This is a genomic window from Bartonella sp. W8167 (assembly GCF_016100335.1).
Taxonomy (GTDB): domain Bacteria; phylum Pseudomonadota; class Alphaproteobacteria; order Rhizobiales; family Rhizobiaceae; genus Bartonella; species Bartonella apis.
The window spans coordinates 115047-129605 of the sequence record NZ_JACFSQ010000003.1 but is presented as its reverse complement, the minus strand read 5'-3'; the positions used below and the strand labels follow the sequence as shown (position 1 = coordinate 129605).

Annotated in this window: 15 protein-coding genes; 11 read left to right on the top strand and 4 right to left on the bottom strand. The window is 44.9% G+C overall.

What is annotated here, in order from left to right; translation table 11 throughout:
- Window positions 1-209 precede the first annotated feature (209 nt).
- The 4 genes from H3V12_RS09305 to H3V12_RS09290 all read left to right on the top strand — a co-directional run bounded on the left by H3V12_RS09305 (window position 210) and on the right by H3V12_RS09290 (window position 3062).
- Entirely contained in the window at window positions 210-1037 is an 828-nt protein-coding gene (locus H3V12_RS09305) for a SapC family protein (RefSeq protein WP_198214451.1), read from the top strand.
- Between the two features lie 54 nt (window positions 1038-1091).
- Window positions 1092-2045 carry a tyrosine recombinase XerC gene (locus H3V12_RS09300; protein WP_198214450.1) on the top strand — a complete coding sequence of 318 codons (954 nt, stop codon included), beginning with the start codon at window positions 1092-1094 and terminating at the stop codon, window positions 2043-2045.
- Between the two features lie 146 nt (window positions 2046-2191).
- The gene (locus tag H3V12_RS09295; RefSeq protein ID WP_198214449.1) at window positions 2192-2890 is read left to right on the top strand and encodes an arginase family protein; all 699 of its coding nucleotides are present in this window, start codon (window positions 2192-2194) and stop codon (window positions 2888-2890) included.
- Complete coding sequence (locus H3V12_RS09290; RefSeq protein WP_198214448.1) at window positions 2862-3062, top strand: hypothetical protein; 201 nt, start codon at window positions 2862-2864, stop codon at window positions 3060-3062. Before H3V12_RS09295 ends, H3V12_RS09290 begins: the two co-directional genes overlap by 29 nt.
- Before the next feature lie 136 nt (window positions 3063-3198).
- On the opposite strand, the gene H3V12_RS09285 is transcribed toward H3V12_RS09290, so the two are convergent.
- Complete coding sequence (locus tag H3V12_RS09285; protein ID WP_198214447.1) at window positions 3199-3480, bottom strand: BolA family protein; 282 nt, start codon at window positions 3478-3480, stop codon at window positions 3199-3201.
- Between the two features lie 139 nt (window positions 3481-3619).
- Between H3V12_RS09285 and H3V12_RS09280 the strand changes: the two genes are divergently transcribed.
- From H3V12_RS09280 to cobT, 3 genes are all read left to right on the top strand, one after another.
- A complete protein-coding gene (locus H3V12_RS09280) occupies window positions 3620-4234 on the top strand; it encodes a J domain-containing protein (protein ID WP_075869404.1) in 615 nt (204 codons plus the stop codon).
- 172 nt (window positions 4235-4406) lie between these two features.
- Window positions 4407-5393, top strand: a complete 987-nt coding sequence (cobS, locus tag H3V12_RS09275; protein WP_075869903.1) for a cobaltochelatase subunit CobS — start codon at window positions 4407-4409, stop codon at window positions 5391-5393.
- Window positions 5394-5404: 11 nt separating this feature from the next.
- Window positions 5405-7282: a cobaltochelatase subunit CobT gene (gene cobT / locus H3V12_RS09270; protein WP_198214446.1), complete on the top strand. Its 1878-nt coding sequence runs from the start codon at window positions 5405-5407 to the stop codon at window positions 7280-7282.
- A 664-nt stretch (window positions 7283-7946) separates the two neighbouring features.
- On the opposite strand, the gene H3V12_RS09265 is transcribed toward cobT, so the two are convergent.
- The gene (locus H3V12_RS09265) at window positions 7947-8171 is read right to left on the bottom strand and encodes a DUF2188 domain-containing protein (RefSeq protein ID WP_198214445.1); all 225 of its coding nucleotides are present in this window, start codon (window positions 8169-8171) and stop codon (window positions 7947-7949) included.
- A 1221-nt stretch (window positions 8172-9392) separates the two neighbouring features.
- Between H3V12_RS09265 and H3V12_RS09250 the strand changes: the two genes are divergently transcribed.
- Window positions 9393-9644 carry a hypothetical protein gene (locus H3V12_RS09250; protein WP_198214444.1) on the top strand — a complete coding sequence of 84 codons (252 nt, stop codon included), beginning with the start codon at window positions 9393-9395 and terminating at the stop codon, window positions 9642-9644.
- On the opposite strand, the gene H3V12_RS09245 is transcribed toward H3V12_RS09250, so the two are convergent.
- Together H3V12_RS09245 and rpmB are read right to left on the bottom strand one after the other, a co-directional pair.
- On the bottom strand, window positions 9632-10282 hold the full coding sequence (locus H3V12_RS09245; RefSeq protein ID WP_198214443.1) for a queuosine precursor transporter: 651 nt from the start codon (window positions 10280-10282) through the stop codon (window positions 9632-9634). The genes H3V12_RS09250 and H3V12_RS09245 overlap by 13 nt on opposite strands.
- A 76-nt stretch (window positions 10283-10358) precedes the next feature.
- Window positions 10359-10652 (bottom strand): 50S ribosomal protein L28, encoded by a 294-nt coding sequence (gene rpmB / locus H3V12_RS09240; protein WP_075869408.1) that lies wholly within the window; start codon window positions 10650-10652, stop codon window positions 10359-10361.
- A 209-nt stretch (window positions 10653-10861) separates the two neighbouring features.
- Between rpmB and H3V12_RS09235 the strand changes: the two genes are divergently transcribed.
- From H3V12_RS09235 to H3V12_RS09225, 3 genes are all read left to right on the top strand, one after another.
- Entirely contained in the window at window positions 10862-11632 is a 771-nt protein-coding gene (locus H3V12_RS09235; RefSeq protein ID WP_198214549.1) for an SURF1 family protein, read from the top strand.
- Window positions 11625-12512 carry an EamA family transporter gene (locus tag H3V12_RS09230; RefSeq protein WP_198214442.1) on the top strand — a complete coding sequence of 296 codons (888 nt, stop codon included), beginning with the start codon at window positions 11625-11627 and terminating at the stop codon, window positions 12510-12512. Before H3V12_RS09235 ends, H3V12_RS09230 begins: the two co-directional genes overlap by 8 nt.
- Window positions 12513-13043: 531 nt before the next feature.
- Complete coding sequence (locus tag H3V12_RS09225; protein ID WP_198214441.1) at window positions 13044-13928, top strand: DMT family transporter; 885 nt, start codon at window positions 13044-13046, stop codon at window positions 13926-13928.
- The last annotated feature ends 631 nt before the right edge of the window (window positions 13929-14559 follow it).

The window sequence follows — 14559 nt, the reverse complement described above, 5'->3', positions numbered from 1 at the left end:
TCTTAAAAATTTACTTCAAGTTTGAGACTTTTTTAATAATACCCGCTCAAAATTCAAGCCGTTCGCTTTAATATGGTTCATCTACCATATTCAATAGGGATCGAGAGAAAACAAACCGTCGAATCCTGATTGAGAAGCGAAAATGGCGGCTTTGGGGTCAAAAATTTGCAAAACGTAGCCATATAAACAAAATACTCAGGAGGGTACTTATGCCAACAGTTATGCTTTTTTACAAAAATATTGTCCCCATTTCACGCGAAACACACAAAAAGCTGAAATTCAATGCACCGAAAAATCTCGACTTTGCAGCAAACACCCATTGGGTTCCCTTGGCTGGCGAAGAGTTTTATCAGGCTGCATTAAGTTACCCTATATTGTTTATGGGTGCCGAAGATAAAGAAGGTAAAATCACCTATACCGCCGTTGCCATGCTCGGTTTGGCAAATGAGGAAAACGATTATCTCGACAAAGATAAAAAGTGGCGGCCCGACACATATATTCCGGCATTCGTCCGCCGTTATCCATTTGTATTGGCAGGAGCGCCTGACCAGAAAGAACTGACTGTTTGCTTCGATTCCGAATCAGGCATGTTCAATGAAGTTGAAGGTATTGACCTTTTTAACAGCGATGGCAGCGTTTCACCCTTCATGGAAGATCGTATCAACTTCCTGAACGCATTCAAAAACAGCATGGAACAGACAAGCAAATTTTTGGAAACCGTTGCCAAAATGGGTCTGTTCAAAAAACAGTCTATCGACATACGCTCGCAAAGCGGGCAAACCGCAAGACTCGAAAATTTCTGGATTATCGACACCGAGAAATTTAACAAGCTTTCAAGCGACCAACTTGCAAAACTCCATAAACAAGGATTTCTTGGCTGGATCTTTGCAGAATTGATGTCGATGAATAATCTTCCAAATCTCATGGGGCTCCATCTTGCCCATATAAAAAATGCATTGAATGCACCGAAAGCGGTGTCGGATAAAACCGGCGAGGCTTTAAAAAACGAAGAACCTGTCTCGACAAAAAACAATTAAAGTTGAGCTGACAGAGAAACCCGCTGTTAAACTCTGTCATGGTAGATTGATGCCATGACAGAGATATTGCCCTCCGATCTTCCATTACTGGAAGCAACACCTCAACTTTTATCTGCGCGCAAAGACTGGCTCGAGCAGCTTCAAAAAACACGTCGCGTCGCAAAACTCACTGTCGAAGCCTATGAAAGAGATAGCCGACAGTTTCTGAGCTTTCTTTGTCAACATCTGGGCCATATTCCAGACATTTCCGATCTTTCCGGACTTCGTGTCGCCGATATGAGATCATTTCTTGCCTATAGACGCAATATGGGTGTCGGTTCGCGTTCACTCGGCCGTGGTCTTGCCGGCATACGTTCGTTTTTCAACTTTTTGACACGTGCAGGACTTGCTGACGTGCCGGCAGCACGCATTGTGCGCACGCCGAAACAACCAAAATCGTTACCAAAACCGCTTAATATTGCCGACGCTTTACACATCGTTGACAAGAAAACCCAACTTGACGACGAGCCTTGGGTTGCTTCCAGAAACGCTGCCATTCTCACTCTCTGTTATGGATGTGGCTTAAGAATTTCGGAAGCGTTGTCGCTAACGCCTGCTGATTTTAGCGACAAAAACGCTACCAGCATTTATGTAACCGGCAAGGGAGGGAAAACCCGTCTCGTCCCCGTTATTCCAGCTGTCCATGAAGCAATAGACGATTATCTGTCCTGCTGCCCATTCATTCTTCCGCCCGATCAACCTTTGTTCCGCGGTGTGCGTGGCGGAAAATTACAAAGGGCAATCGTCGAGCGCGCTGTTCAACAATTACGAGCGAGTCTCGGCCTTCCTGATAGTGTCACACCGCATGCGCTCAGGCATTCTTTTGCAACGCATCTTTTATCGCGTGGCGGGGATCTTCGCACCATTCAGGAATTGCTCGGTCACGCAAGCCTTTCAACCACGCAAATCTATACCGGTGTTGATACGGACCGTTTAATGGAAGTTTATAAAAAAGCCCATCCACGTTGAGAATCGCCTCCTACTGTTAAAAAACCATCAGGCCGGTCAATTACTGATACAGCCTTTTTAATGATATAAAAACACCAGATAAAATTATAAAAAGAAAACCCGACTTCAAAACGAATATCGGGCTCCAAACCATGTTGGAGGATGGTATGACCCAATCAAAAACGATCCGTCTTGTTATGCCGCAATGGCAAGGTGGAGATAATCCGCTTTATCACCTTGGTGCAGAATTGTTGGATTATCTTGCTCCAAGCACAAACACACCATCCTTTACTGTTCCTGTTACAAAACCGGGCATGCCTCTCAAAAATGAAAACGGCATCATAGGAAGAGGAGAAATCGTCAAACAGCTTCAAAGTGCATATGCGATTATCAACAGAGAAAAGCCTGACAAGATTGTTATGTTCGGCGGCGATTGTCTGGTCGATCTGGCGCCATTTTCATATCTGAGCACGGTTTATGGTCAATCGTTCGGTATATTGTGGATTGATGCCCATCCCGACGTTATGACGCCGAAACAATTTGCCCATTCCCACGCCCAACTTTTGGGAGCACTTATGGGAAATGGCGATCCTGACCTTTTTAAAGATGTCAAAACACGGGTGCCCGCAAGAAAGGTGATGATTGCAGGTATTCACCATCCGACAGATTATGAAAAAAAGTTCCTGAAAGATCATGATATTGCTATGATTTCACCGGAACAATTGAAAACATCCGATCAACCGGTCTTACAATGGATAAAAAATCAGAATATCAAATATCTGGCTATCCATATCGACCTTGATGTCCTTGATTTTTCAGCTCTTTCACGCGTTATTGATGGCCGAACCCGGTGTCAGTGCCGATAAATATGCGGGCATTGCCGAAGGTCGTCTGACGATGGATAATGTTGTAAAGCTGATAAAAGACGTCAATGAAATAACCACTATCGTTGGCGTCGGAATTGCCGAACATCTCCCGTGGGATGCACTCCATCTTAAAAGCATGCTTGCCGAATTACCGTTAATAAACGGTCATTGACTTTATCATTTAAAATTCGGAAATATTTGTAATTCCGGATTTTGTTCAACAATCATCCAGAGGAAAAAGATTGATCCGGTATGATTTTAAGAGTTTTATTATTTTGTAAAACAAAACCGGATAATCTTATCTCCGGTCATTCAGCCTTGGCTTCAATGGCCAAGGCATGGATACCACTTTCAAGTTCATGCTTGAGCACGTGGTTTATTGCGCGATGAATATCCACCCGTTTCATGCCTTTAAAAGCCTTCGCGGTAATTTTGACGCGAAAATGCGTTTCACCTTTGCCATCAAAGGTTTGACCATCCTCATGCTGGTGACCGGCGTGAAGGTGACTTTCATCAATAATTTCAATAGCAGATGGAGAAAAGGCAGCTTGTAGCTTTTTCTTGATAGTTTCTGCAACTGTGCTGGACATTTTCTTCTTTTAACCCCATATCTGAGCGGTAAGTTTGACCCGATTCTTGCTTGATAAAAATCGGTGACAGACATGTGGGAACAAAAATCCCTAAAGTCAATTCTTGTCAAACGCATATGTTTTGCATTAAGCCGGAAACATGACGACCACATCGAAATTATTTGATTCAATCCGCATCAGTTCCAACAGAAAAAAGAAGGCGGAGCCACAGGCTCCCCAATGTCAATGGGAGGGATGCACCAAACCTGGTACACATCGGGCACCAGCCGGGCGCGATCATGAGGGTGAATATCTTCATTTTTGCCTCGAGCATGTGCGCGAATATAACAAGAATTTCAATTATTTTTCAGGGCTGAAAGACGAAGAAATCGCCAAATTCCAGAAAGACGCCCTGACAGGTCACCGCCCGACGTGGAAATCGGGTGTTAATGCCGCAGCCAAACCTGCTGCCGATTTTTCCAGAATCCGTTCCGGTTCTGCTGCCTATCAAAACAGGGTGAATGACCCTCTTCATATGTTCAGCCAGCAAAGCCGTTCAACCAACGCACCGCGGAAATTGAAAACACTGGAAGCGCGGGCTTTCATGACATTGGGGCTTGAAGCCAATGCCACAAGCCGCGATATCAAAGCCAAATACAAAGCTTTGGTGAAACTTCACCATCCTGATGCAAATGGTGGTGACAGGTCTTCCGAAGATCGCTTGCGTGAAGTATTACAGGCATACAACCTGTTGAAAAATGCCGGTTTTTGCTGACACAGGACTGAAGACGAAGAAAAGACAATTCTTTTCGATGGAACATTGAAATTCTTGTCCGATAGTTTGATAACAGCTCGAGAGCTTGTAGCTCTTCAATTTAAAACACATTATAGCTATATGGTGTGTTCACAGTTAATTCGGACAGCGGGTTTATCCGTATGGAGGCATGATGACAAAGGACGATCTGGGTATTGATAATGTGCCTGACATAACAGTATCGGCACGCGAACTTTTCGGTATTGATACCGATATGCAGGTTCCAGCGTTCAGCGAAACAGATCCCAATGTGCCCGAGCTTGATCCGGATTATCTGTTCGATCGGGAAACGACTTTGGCAATCCTTGCCGGTTTTGCTTATAATCGCCGTGTGATGGTTTCAGGCTATCATGGCACCGGAAAATCCACCCATATCGAGCAGATTGCGGCGCGTTTGAACTGGCCTTGTATCCGCGTCAATCTTGATAGTCATGTCAGTCGTATCGACCTTGTCGGAAAGGATGCGATTGTTATTAAAGACGGCATGCAGGTGACCGAATTTCAGGATGGCATCCTGCCTTGGGCTTATCAAAGAAATGTTGCCCTGGTTTTTGACGAATATGATGCCGGTCGTCCTGATGTGATGTTTGTCATCCAGCGCGTACTGGAATCATCCGGACGTTTGACCTTGCTTGATCAGAGCCGTGTTATTGCGCCACATCCTGCCTTTCGCCTGTTTGCCACGGCAAACACAATCGGTCTTGGTGATACAACCGGACTTTATCATGGCACACAGCAGATCAATCAGGCGCAAATGGACCGCTGGTCGATTGTGACGACTTTGAACTATTTGCCGCATGACAACGAAGTCAATATTGTCCTTGCCAAAGCCAAGAGTTTCCGTACCAAGGAAGGCCGCGAGACTGTTTCACAAATGGTTCATGTTGCCGACATGACCAGACAAGCTTTTATCAATGGTGATCTATCAACTGTTATGAGCCCGCGTACTGTCATTACATGGGCTGAAAATACCGAGATTTTCAAAGATCTGGGATTTGCATTCCGCCTTACATTTTTAAACAAGTGCGACGAACTGGAACGCCCGACCGTTGCTGAATTCTATCAACGGGCTTTTGGTAAGGAATTGCCTGAATCACTGGCCCATGCGGTTCTGTCGTAAGGAAAACATTTATGACCGCACAAGCAGGAGACAACACGCGAGAACGTCCTTCGGGACTGATTGACAGTGAACCTTTCAAACGGGCGACAACTGTTTGCATGCGTGCGGTCTCTGGCGATCATGAGCTTGATGTAGTTTTCGGTGAAGACCGCCCCGCTATAGTGGCGGGACACGCACGGCTTCCCGATATTCCCCGCCACCCGACATATAATGATTATGCTGTTACGCGCGGACTTGCCGATTCAATGGCTTTGCGTCAAGCATGGCATGATAGTGAAATCCATTCCAATCTCGCTCCGCAGGTCCCCGAAGCACGTGCTGTTTATGATGCTGTCGAGCAGGCACGTGTTGAAGCAATCGGCACACTCGCTATGGAAGGCATGGCAGAAAACCTTGATGCAATGCTTGCCGACAAATATAAAAGGGCAAACTATCAGGCAATCACCACAAAGGAAGAAGCTCCCCTTGAAGAAGCACTTGCGCTGATGGTGCGCGAGAAGATTACCGGACGTAAACCACCCGAAGAAGCTGGGCCGGTCGTCGATCTATGGCGTGAGTGGATTGAAGAAAAAGCCGGAAAAGACCTCGATAATCTGGCAAAAAATATCAATGATCAGGACAAATTTGCCCGCATTGTGCGTAATATGTTGGCATCCATGCAACTTGCTGAAAGTCTCGAAGAGAACGAGACTGATAGCGATGGCGAAAACGAGGATGAAAACAACGAGCCTCAGGAAAACGAGGACGGCGATTCGAAAGAACAGGAAGGCTCCGACAAGACGGAAAGCGAACCTTCTGATGATGTTGATGAAGATGCCGAAGACGGCGATATGGAAGCGTCCGATTCTTCGGAAGAAGATGGTAGCGATTCAGAAGAGATAGACACCGAGGAGACTCCCGGACAAACAAAGCGCCCGCAACCACCATTTTCCGATATGGACGAGCTTGGCGATTATAAAGTCTATACGCGCGAATTTGACGAGGAAGTCGAAGCTTCCGAACTTTGCGACATTGAAGAACTCACGAAATTACGTGCCTTTCTTGATAAGCAGCTTACCAATTTGCAAGGCGCTGTTGGCAAGCTCGCCAACCGCTTGCAACGGCGCTTGATGGCTCAACAGAACAGATCATGGAATTTTGACCTTGAAGAAGGTTATCTCGATTCGGCAAGATTGCCGCGCGTCGTGATCGACCCGACGCAACCACTTTCTTTCAAACAGGAACGCGATACCGATTTTCGTGATACCGTCGTCTCGCTGGTTATTGATAATTCCGGCTCTATGAGAGGGCGCCCCATTACTGTTGCTGCAACCTGCGTCGATATTCTGGCAAGGACGCTCGAACGCTGCGGCGTGAAGGTTGAAATTCTGGGCTTTACCACAAAAGCATGGAAAGGTGGCCAATCACGCGAAAAATGGCTTGCCAACGGCAAACCGGCCAATCCCGGACGGCTTAACGATTTACGCCACATTATTTATAAAAGTGCCGATACGCCTTGGCGGCGTGCAAAACGCAATCTCGGACTGATGATGCGCGAAGGGCTCCTTAAAGAAAATATCGACGGAGAAGCTTTGATATGGGCTCATCAGCGGTTACTTGGCCGGCGTGAATACCGGCGCATTCTGATGATGATTTCTGACGGTGCTCCGGTTGATGATTCCACACTTTCCGTCAATCCCGGTAATTATCTTGAAAAACATCTGCGCGCTGTCATTGACGAAATCGAGACACATTCTCCGGTTGAACTCATAGCAATCGGTATCGGTCACGATGTCACCCGCTATTATCAGCGCGCTGTGACAATTGTCGATGCAGAAGAACTTGCAGGCGCCATGACGGAACAACTTGCAAGTCTGTTTGACGAAGATGAATCCCGTAAAACTCGCTAACAGGTGCTATCTTTTACACGCTGTAGTTTTTCGATTTTCATTTTTCAATCAGAATTTCATGACAAATAATCACGCTATCACAACGTTTTCCAATATCTTTGTTTAAACGTTAATGCGTTTTCGGAAATTTGCGTTCATTCGACTTTTTCCAAAACTGCTTTGTTCCAATGATCCGGTTCATTTTTCTTTATTTTTTGGCTTTTGAAAAACAATCGGTTAACCGCAGAAAGACCGAAAACTTTCAATCCTGTTTCCGCTCATTACCTCAAAAATTTATCGAAACAAAAGTAACATCGGAATTTGCACTGCCGCTCTATCCGGACATGACATTTCTCAGGCTTAAGCGACGAAATATTCTGAAGGCTTTATCCTGACGATTCTTTTTGCGCCCGAACCACCGCATTAGCGTGCCGATCCCGCAGTGAAACTCGACAATGCTTTTTCAGATAAATTGCTTTAGCCTGTGAGCTTTTCCGATACTTAACCGGTGATGCAATCATCAAATCGGCATTCTTTAAAAACTGAAAATCCGTTCTATGCCGCTTAACAGCAGCACATTACTGTGCCGTCCCCTAAGAACCGTACATGCAAGTCTCCCCGTGTACAGCTCAAGCCTTTATAAGCCAGCACTACTGTTTGGGCCAGCAACATTTTAACTGTTGGGTTAGCCTTTTGGTGGACAAGGATCATTACCGTAACTATTCCGCTCACGGATTTTCCCATTTTCACCATGAATAAAAACCTCACTTCTCTGATTCTTTGCTATATCACGCGCAGCTTCGAAAGCTTCCTGCTGCGTGCGATGATGTGAAGTATCTCTGGAGTTCTTTTCACCAAGCACAGCCCAACCGTCATTTCTTTTAACTACGTGCTGATTTTTACCTGCCATGGGTGAGCTCCTTCCGGTTTTTATATACTGTATAAATTACCATGACATTCATTTTAATGTCAACATATTGATATTTATTTTATGTATAAACACCACATGTCGTACCTTATCCATTTCATGGTTATGGATCAACCGATGGCAGTTAGGATGCAGTATCAATAAATTATCGATTTCATCACCACCTCTTTCTACTCGTCTGATAATGAGATGGACATCCCAATCATCATTATCTCTGAAGACCCTAGTGGCAGATCGGACATTGATAGACCTGCGGCTCCCAAATTAATCTCAGTTTTCCTCGCTGCATTTTACCTTCTTTCCAGCGCTTAACCTGCCGCTGTTCGAAGTACAACTCATCAACCGGATCATATGAATTAGCCTCAGACCTGATTTTAATGTGATGTTTGATAGGAATATCTTTGCAGGATACCAACCTTTGCAGGCCGTTTTCCGCATTGACACTCTGGAATACCCAGTTCTCGCCACCTATCGAGTAAAAATACTTATGCTCAACCCAGTATTTGTTGCGATTACCGTGCCGTCGGCACGGCCAGCGCCAGAGCAACTTCCTGACGCGATAGTCGATATAGCCAAACGTCCCTTTGGCAACAATATGACGATGATAATTTGCCCAACCCCACGATACTGGATTAAGTTGTCTTATCAGGTCACCCTGTTTTGACGCCGCATACGTTTCACTATCAGCCGGACTTTCTGGAGGCGGTTACGCAATCCCTTGGCAACAGGCTTTATCAGCATTTTGCCGCAGCACTTACGCACGTCCTGCCCCAGAAAATCAAACCCTTCCGAAATATGGTTATCACCGGTTTTTCGGCACAAATTGCGCCATTACTCAAAAAATTCTCAACAGATAGTTTTCTTACGATCTAAAAAACGTCTTATCTGCCCCGTTCCCGCCAAATAATTTTATTGGGTTTTACATCAGATATATCAATATCTGACCAATTTCTATCTTGAATATCTGTCTTTCATTTATCAATCAATCCGGTTTTATCGGGGAAGTTTTTCGAGGGGAAGAAGAACGATGGAGGAGGAGAACGTTGACGGAATTACGTGCCAACCTAAAGCCCGCTAAAGTTAAAATACAACGCTTCTATTGCTGGTTTTGATCGGAACCATCAACTATTTCGACCGTTCGACGCTTTCAATAAGTAACACATTGATCCGACAGTACCTCGGCTTGTCACTGACCGAAATGAGATGGCTGCTTTCCGCGTCTTTATAGGCTTATATGCGATTTTACAATTACCTCGTAGACTTCTCGTTGACAGATTTGGAGCGCGCCGGGTATTCGAAAAAGCCCGTGATGCGCATTTGATTGCCGGCGTTTATTGCCCGAATAGCACATTTGCCAAACGTTATCAGTCACTCGGTTACCAGTTCATGACATTAAGCAACGACAAAGCAATGATTCGCGAAGCTGCCCGAACCATTCTTGGTCAAATGGCTTGATCGCCATTTTCGTGAATTTTTCCGTGATAAATATCCGGCATGAAAATGGCCAGAATGGCTCCATAAGGCAAAAGCATAAATAGCCCCATGAATAGTTTTACGCCAAAATCGCCGCAAGATAATGAGAGCCAGACCGGCACCTCAAGCCCCATCAGATTTGTCATGGTAGGAATGGAGCTATCGCTATAACCGGTGAGTTTGTCGATAAACGAAAAATGGCTGGAAAAGGCTACAGCGAAAAACCACACGGTATCAAGTGCCGAACCGGTAATTGCAGCCGCAAGCGGCGCGATCCACCAGGTTTTGCGTCGCAAGGGATTGAACACCAGAATATCCAACAACTGCGCAAAAAGAAAAGCTGTTCCCGAGGCAATTGCCAATCGGGGGCTTGCAAGAATCCAGGAAACAAGAAGACCGGCAATAAAACCAGCATAAACGATACGTCGTGCAGCGTGGGGGCCGTAGCGACGATTTGTCAGATCGTTGATGAGAAAAGCAAACGGATAGGTAAATGCACCGTAGGTCAGAAGATGTTCCAATCCGAACCAGTGAAACGGATATTGCACCAGAACATTGGATGCCGTCACCGCGACGCACATTGCAAAAACCGCAAAAATAAGATGTCGGGTCTGTTTCATTTTTTTAACCTGGGTGATGGAACCAGAAAAAAGGGCCGAAAATCGGCCCTCAAGACGAATCGTATATTGAAAAAAATCAGGCTGCTGCTTCAGCGAGCTTCTTTTCAATCTGACGCTTCAACAAGCGGGCCCGTTGCGACAATTCCTTGTCACCAGACTTCAAAAGAAAAGCATCAAGACCACCGCGATGTTCAACCGAACGCAAAGCATTTGCTGAAATGCGCAAACGATAGCTTTGCTCGAGAGCATCCGAGATCAATGTAACATTGCAGAGATTTGGCAAAAAACGGCGACGCGATTTGTTATTTGCGTGGCTGACATTGTTGCCATATTGGACTGTTTTTCCAGTCAATTCGCAGGCGCGGGACATAGGTTTCACCTTTAAATTCTAATAGAAGCAACCGACAGGCATGTTAAATTTCAAATGAACACGCGCATAGATTGGCTTCCCAAAAATTGGTAAGTTGCGTTTCTATAGGGGGCCTAGACGAAAAGGTCAAGGGTTTTCATGTGATAGATGAAGGTTAAAACGTAACAAATCTGTTTTTTTGACAAGGATATGATAAAAGAATTGCCATGATGAGTGATATGAAAACAGATACACCCCGTTCTCGCGGCCGTTCCCCGATATTTTTGGGCATTTTCGGCTTCCTGTGTCTTTTCTTTTTTTGTGCCTTTTCGGCATTGGGAGTCTGGCAAGTCGAAAGGCTTGGCTGGAAAGAAAATCTGATTAAAAATGCCAACGAACGCATCCACCTTGCGCCAATTGCTGCACCAACAAGAAGTGAATGGGGAAAGGTAACATATGATAGTGACGAGTATCGCCCTGTCACGCTGACCGGCCGTTTTTTGAATGACAAAGAAGTTCTGGTAACGGCTGTTGCCGATGAAGACACAGGTTATTGGGTGCTGACACCAATGGAAACAGAAGATGGGTCAATCACATTCATCAATCGGGGATTTGTCCCCATGGATAAGCGCGACCAGAAAACACGGGCAGCCGGACTTGTCGAAGGTAAAACGACAGTTACCGGTCTTTTGCGTATGAGCGAAGGTAGCGGTTTTTTCCCGCGTAAAAATAATCCGGACAGTAATTTGTGGTATACGAGGCAATTGCCTGCTATGGCAAAGGAAGTCGGCTTGGATAACGTTGCCCCATATTTTATAGATGCCGATAAAACACCAAATACAGGCGGTTTGCCGATTGGTGGTTTAACTATTGTCAGCTTTCCTAATAATCACTTGAGCTACGCTATTACTTGGTTTACTTTGGCTGCCGGTGTATTTGCAGCATCTATATTTTTAATTATTTCTGAAAAACGGCGTCGGCGCGGTATCGTTTATGAATAAAGCAACAGGAATTGGTTTTCTGGCAATCCTCATGTGGTCGCTTTTGGCGACGTTAACGGCATTTTCCGGAAAGCTTCCTTCTCTCCTGTTGACTTCCATGACATTTCTTATCGGCACAATACCGGGGGTGGTAATCTGGATCAAACATCCTCAAACACTAAAAGATCTGAAACAACCCTTCATCGTCTGGGTCGTGGGCATTGGTGGCCTATTCGGCTACCACTTCCTTTATTTTACAGCGTTAAGAAATGCACCACCTGTTGACGCAGCATTGATCAATTATTTATGGCCGTTGTTGATTGTGCTTGGTTCTGCACTTATGCCGGGGGAAAAACTGCGCTGGTTCCATGTTCTCGGTGCATTATTGGGGTTTTCCGGAATGGTACTGGTCATCGCCGGAAAAGGCGGGTTTGTTATTGATGAAAAAAACATCTTTGGCTATCTCGTTGCATTGGGAAGCGCTTTTGCATGGGCGGCCTATTCGCTTCTTTCCCGTCGATTGTCAAAAGTTCCCACAACTGTTGTCGCAGCCTTTTGCCTTGTAACATCTATTTTGGCATTCTTTTGCCACTTCATTTTTTCAGAACCGTTCATTCTGCCTGAAACCGGCGGACAATGGCTGTCCGTTTTGTTGTTAGGACTCTTCCCTGTCGGGCTTGCTTTTTACTGTTGGGATTTTGGTGTCAAAAAGGGCAATATCCAGCTTTTAGGCGTCGCAAGTTATAGCGCACCTTTGCTTTCGACACTTATCATGGTGGCGACGGGACTTGCAGAGCCATCATGGCGTTTATTAGCGGCATGTCTATTGATTACCGGCGGCGCTGTCCTTGCGTCCAAGAATCTGATTTTCAAATCGAAACTGCAATCAATCCCCGAATAGAAAACAACGGTGATCAATCACAATCATTCTTCTTTCGATAAAAACATTTTCCTGTCATCGGAATCAAATTTTATAGTCCTTCAAGGGACTTGCATATTTGATAAAGATTCGATCTATCAAACTTAATGAAAATAATTTTTTGATGGAGAAATATTCCGAAAAAATCATTTCGGATGAAAGCCTTCCGGATTTAAATAAATAAAATAATAATGCACATAAAATACCGGCGCTATTCGTAATCTTTTATCCTGAAGATTTATAAATACATTTCACGAACAAACTGTTTTTCTGCCCCTTTTCTTTTTCTCATCTTTTATCATATTGATATTTTTGAACCGACAGACCCGCAACTTCGCGAAAACCACTGAATTAAAACTCATAAATAGGTTCTGATAATCTGGATGTGCCAATCATTTTTTAACAAGTGAATTCGATTAAGGGAAATCAAGTCAGACTCAGTCGGATACGGGTAGAAGTAGGCGAATGCGAACAAGCAGGCAAAACAGGTAAAAGCCGAAGGAAGGATCAAGCATGTTTTATGGAGTTTTTCTTTCCTTTGCATCTTATGCCGCCTATGCAATGAGCGACGCCTGCGTCAAATTTATTGATGGTGCACTTCCGCCCTATGAAACAGCCTTTTATGGCGCGCTCATTGGTATCATTGTTATTCCATTTTTAAAAAATCGGGATAATAAATGGATAGACATTGTGCGTTCACAAAACTGGCCAATGTGGTTTTTGCGAACAATCTCGGGTGCATTCGGCGTTATTGGCAGTGTTACAGCTTTTACACATTTATCAATGGCTGAGGCATTTACACTTATATTTTTGCAACCCCTCTTCGTCAGCATTCTTTCCATGATATTTTTAAAAGAAGCCATCGGGTGGCGGCGTTGGTCGGCTATCATCATCGGCTTTATCGGTGTGCTTGTCGTTTTGCGACCGGGCTTTCGTGAACTCACTATCGGACATGTGGGAGCTGTCTTTGCCGGTTTGAGCGGTGCTATTTCCATTATTATTGTCCGCCATATGGGGGGACGTGAAAAACGCATCACTCTCTATTCCAGCGGAATTATCGGTTCGATTGTCATCTGTGGTTTATTGAGCCTCCCCGGTTATATCGAACCTCATAACTTCGAATGGATTTACCTTGCCGGTTATGGATTATTTGCCGCTCTTGGCGCGCTTTTCCTTATGGCTGCGGCTCGTCGTGTTCCCGCCATTGCTATTGCCACCCCTCAATATAGCCAGATGATCTGGGCGATATTATTCGGCTACTTCATTTTCAACGACCATCTTGATCTTCCTATGATCATTGGCATTATCCTTATCATGGCTTCAAGCCTGTTAACTTTCATGCGCGAAAAGCATCAGCACACTCAAACAACGCCACAAAACGCCACACCACAAAAATGATGAAATCCGCCCCTCATCCTGTTTAAGAATTCTTCTCTTGAAATGAAAAGTTAAAGTTGAAAATGCATGTAATCGGGAGAATGAACAATATTATAATGCCCGCATCTTAAGGCAGACTTGCCAGACCATGTTCATCGGGAAAGGTGCTGTTGATTCAATGGTTTCGTAGGTTTTTGGCGCTATCTCCACCGAGATATCGTTGCGCTTGTAAAGTGCACACTTTTAAATCAGGCGTTTTCTTCTTTTTGTGATCCTGATTTTCTCATTCAATCCTGAAAACTCTTTGATAGTGCGGGAGAGCCATGAACCAAATTTGTAAAAAAGTTCCCACGATAGAGCCCGAGGGAAATAGCTCGCGAGCTTTTAGCCTTCTCTACGGAGAATAATCTCTGCAATCAGTGACCCCGTGCCGAGAGACCCTCTAATATAGACAAGCTATAAACCAGACTGATGTATTGATTACAAAGACTAAAATAAAATTCGGAAACAAAAAACGCTTGGCCCACAGGATGTGAGAACAGAGCTGATTTTGCCTATAGCGCCAAACTAGTGTTTACGATCAAAAAAAACGCCTGCTGCGGGAGGGGGCAGCAGACGTTACGAAGGGAAAGCCTCAAGGGAAGGAAAGGCT

Excerpts from the sequence above, each read along its gene's own strand:
- H3V12_RS09285 (WP_198214447.1), bottom strand. The coding sequence starts at position 3,480 with ATGTCCAGCACAGTTGCAGAAACTATCAAGAAAAAGCTACAAGCTGCC.
- cobS (WP_075869903.1), top strand. The coding sequence starts at position 4,407 with ATGACAAAGGACGATCTGGGTATTGATAATGTGCCTGACATAACAGTA.
- H3V12_RS09265 (WP_198214445.1), bottom strand. The coding sequence starts at position 8,171 with ATGGCAGGTAAAAATCAGCACGTAGTTAAAAGAAATGACGGTTGGGCT.
- H3V12_RS09225 (WP_198214441.1), top strand. The coding sequence starts at position 13,044 with ATGTTTTATGGAGTTTTTCTTTCCTTTGCATCTTATGCCGCCTATGCA.
- H3V12_RS09250 (WP_198214444.1), top strand. The coding sequence starts at position 9,393 with ATGGCTGCTTTCCGCGTCTTTATAGGCTTATATGCGATTTTACAATTA.
- H3V12_RS09305 (WP_198214451.1), top strand. The coding sequence starts at position 210 with ATGCCAACAGTTATGCTTTTTTACAAAAATATTGTCCCCATTTCACGC.
- rpmB (WP_075869408.1), bottom strand. The coding sequence starts at position 10,652 with ATGTCCCGCGCCTGCGAATTGACTGGAAAAACAGTCCAATATGGCAAC.
- cobT (WP_198214446.1), top strand. The coding sequence starts at position 5,405 with ATGACCGCACAAGCAGGAGACAACACGCGAGAACGTCCTTCGGGACTG.
- H3V12_RS09245 (WP_198214443.1), bottom strand. The coding sequence starts at position 10,282 with ATGAAACAGACCCGACATCTTATTTTTGCGGTTTTTGCAATGTGCGTC.
- H3V12_RS09290 (WP_198214448.1), top strand. The coding sequence starts at position 2,862 with ATGGCCGAACCCGGTGTCAGTGCCGATAAATATGCGGGCATTGCCGAA.
- H3V12_RS09230 (WP_198214442.1), top strand. The coding sequence starts at position 11,625 with ATGAATAAAGCAACAGGAATTGGTTTTCTGGCAATCCTCATGTGGTCG.
- H3V12_RS09280 (WP_075869404.1), top strand. The coding sequence starts at position 3,620 with ATGACGACCACATCGAAATTATTTGATTCAATCCGCATCAGTTCCAAC.
- H3V12_RS09235 (WP_198214549.1), top strand. The coding sequence starts at position 10,862 with ATGAGTGATATGAAAACAGATACACCCCGTTCTCGCGGCCGTTCCCCG.
- H3V12_RS09295 (WP_198214449.1), top strand. The coding sequence starts at position 2,192 with ATGACCCAATCAAAAACGATCCGTCTTGTTATGCCGCAATGGCAAGGT.
- H3V12_RS09300 (WP_198214450.1), top strand. The coding sequence starts at position 1,092 with ATGACAGAGATATTGCCCTCCGATCTTCCATTACTGGAAGCAACACCT.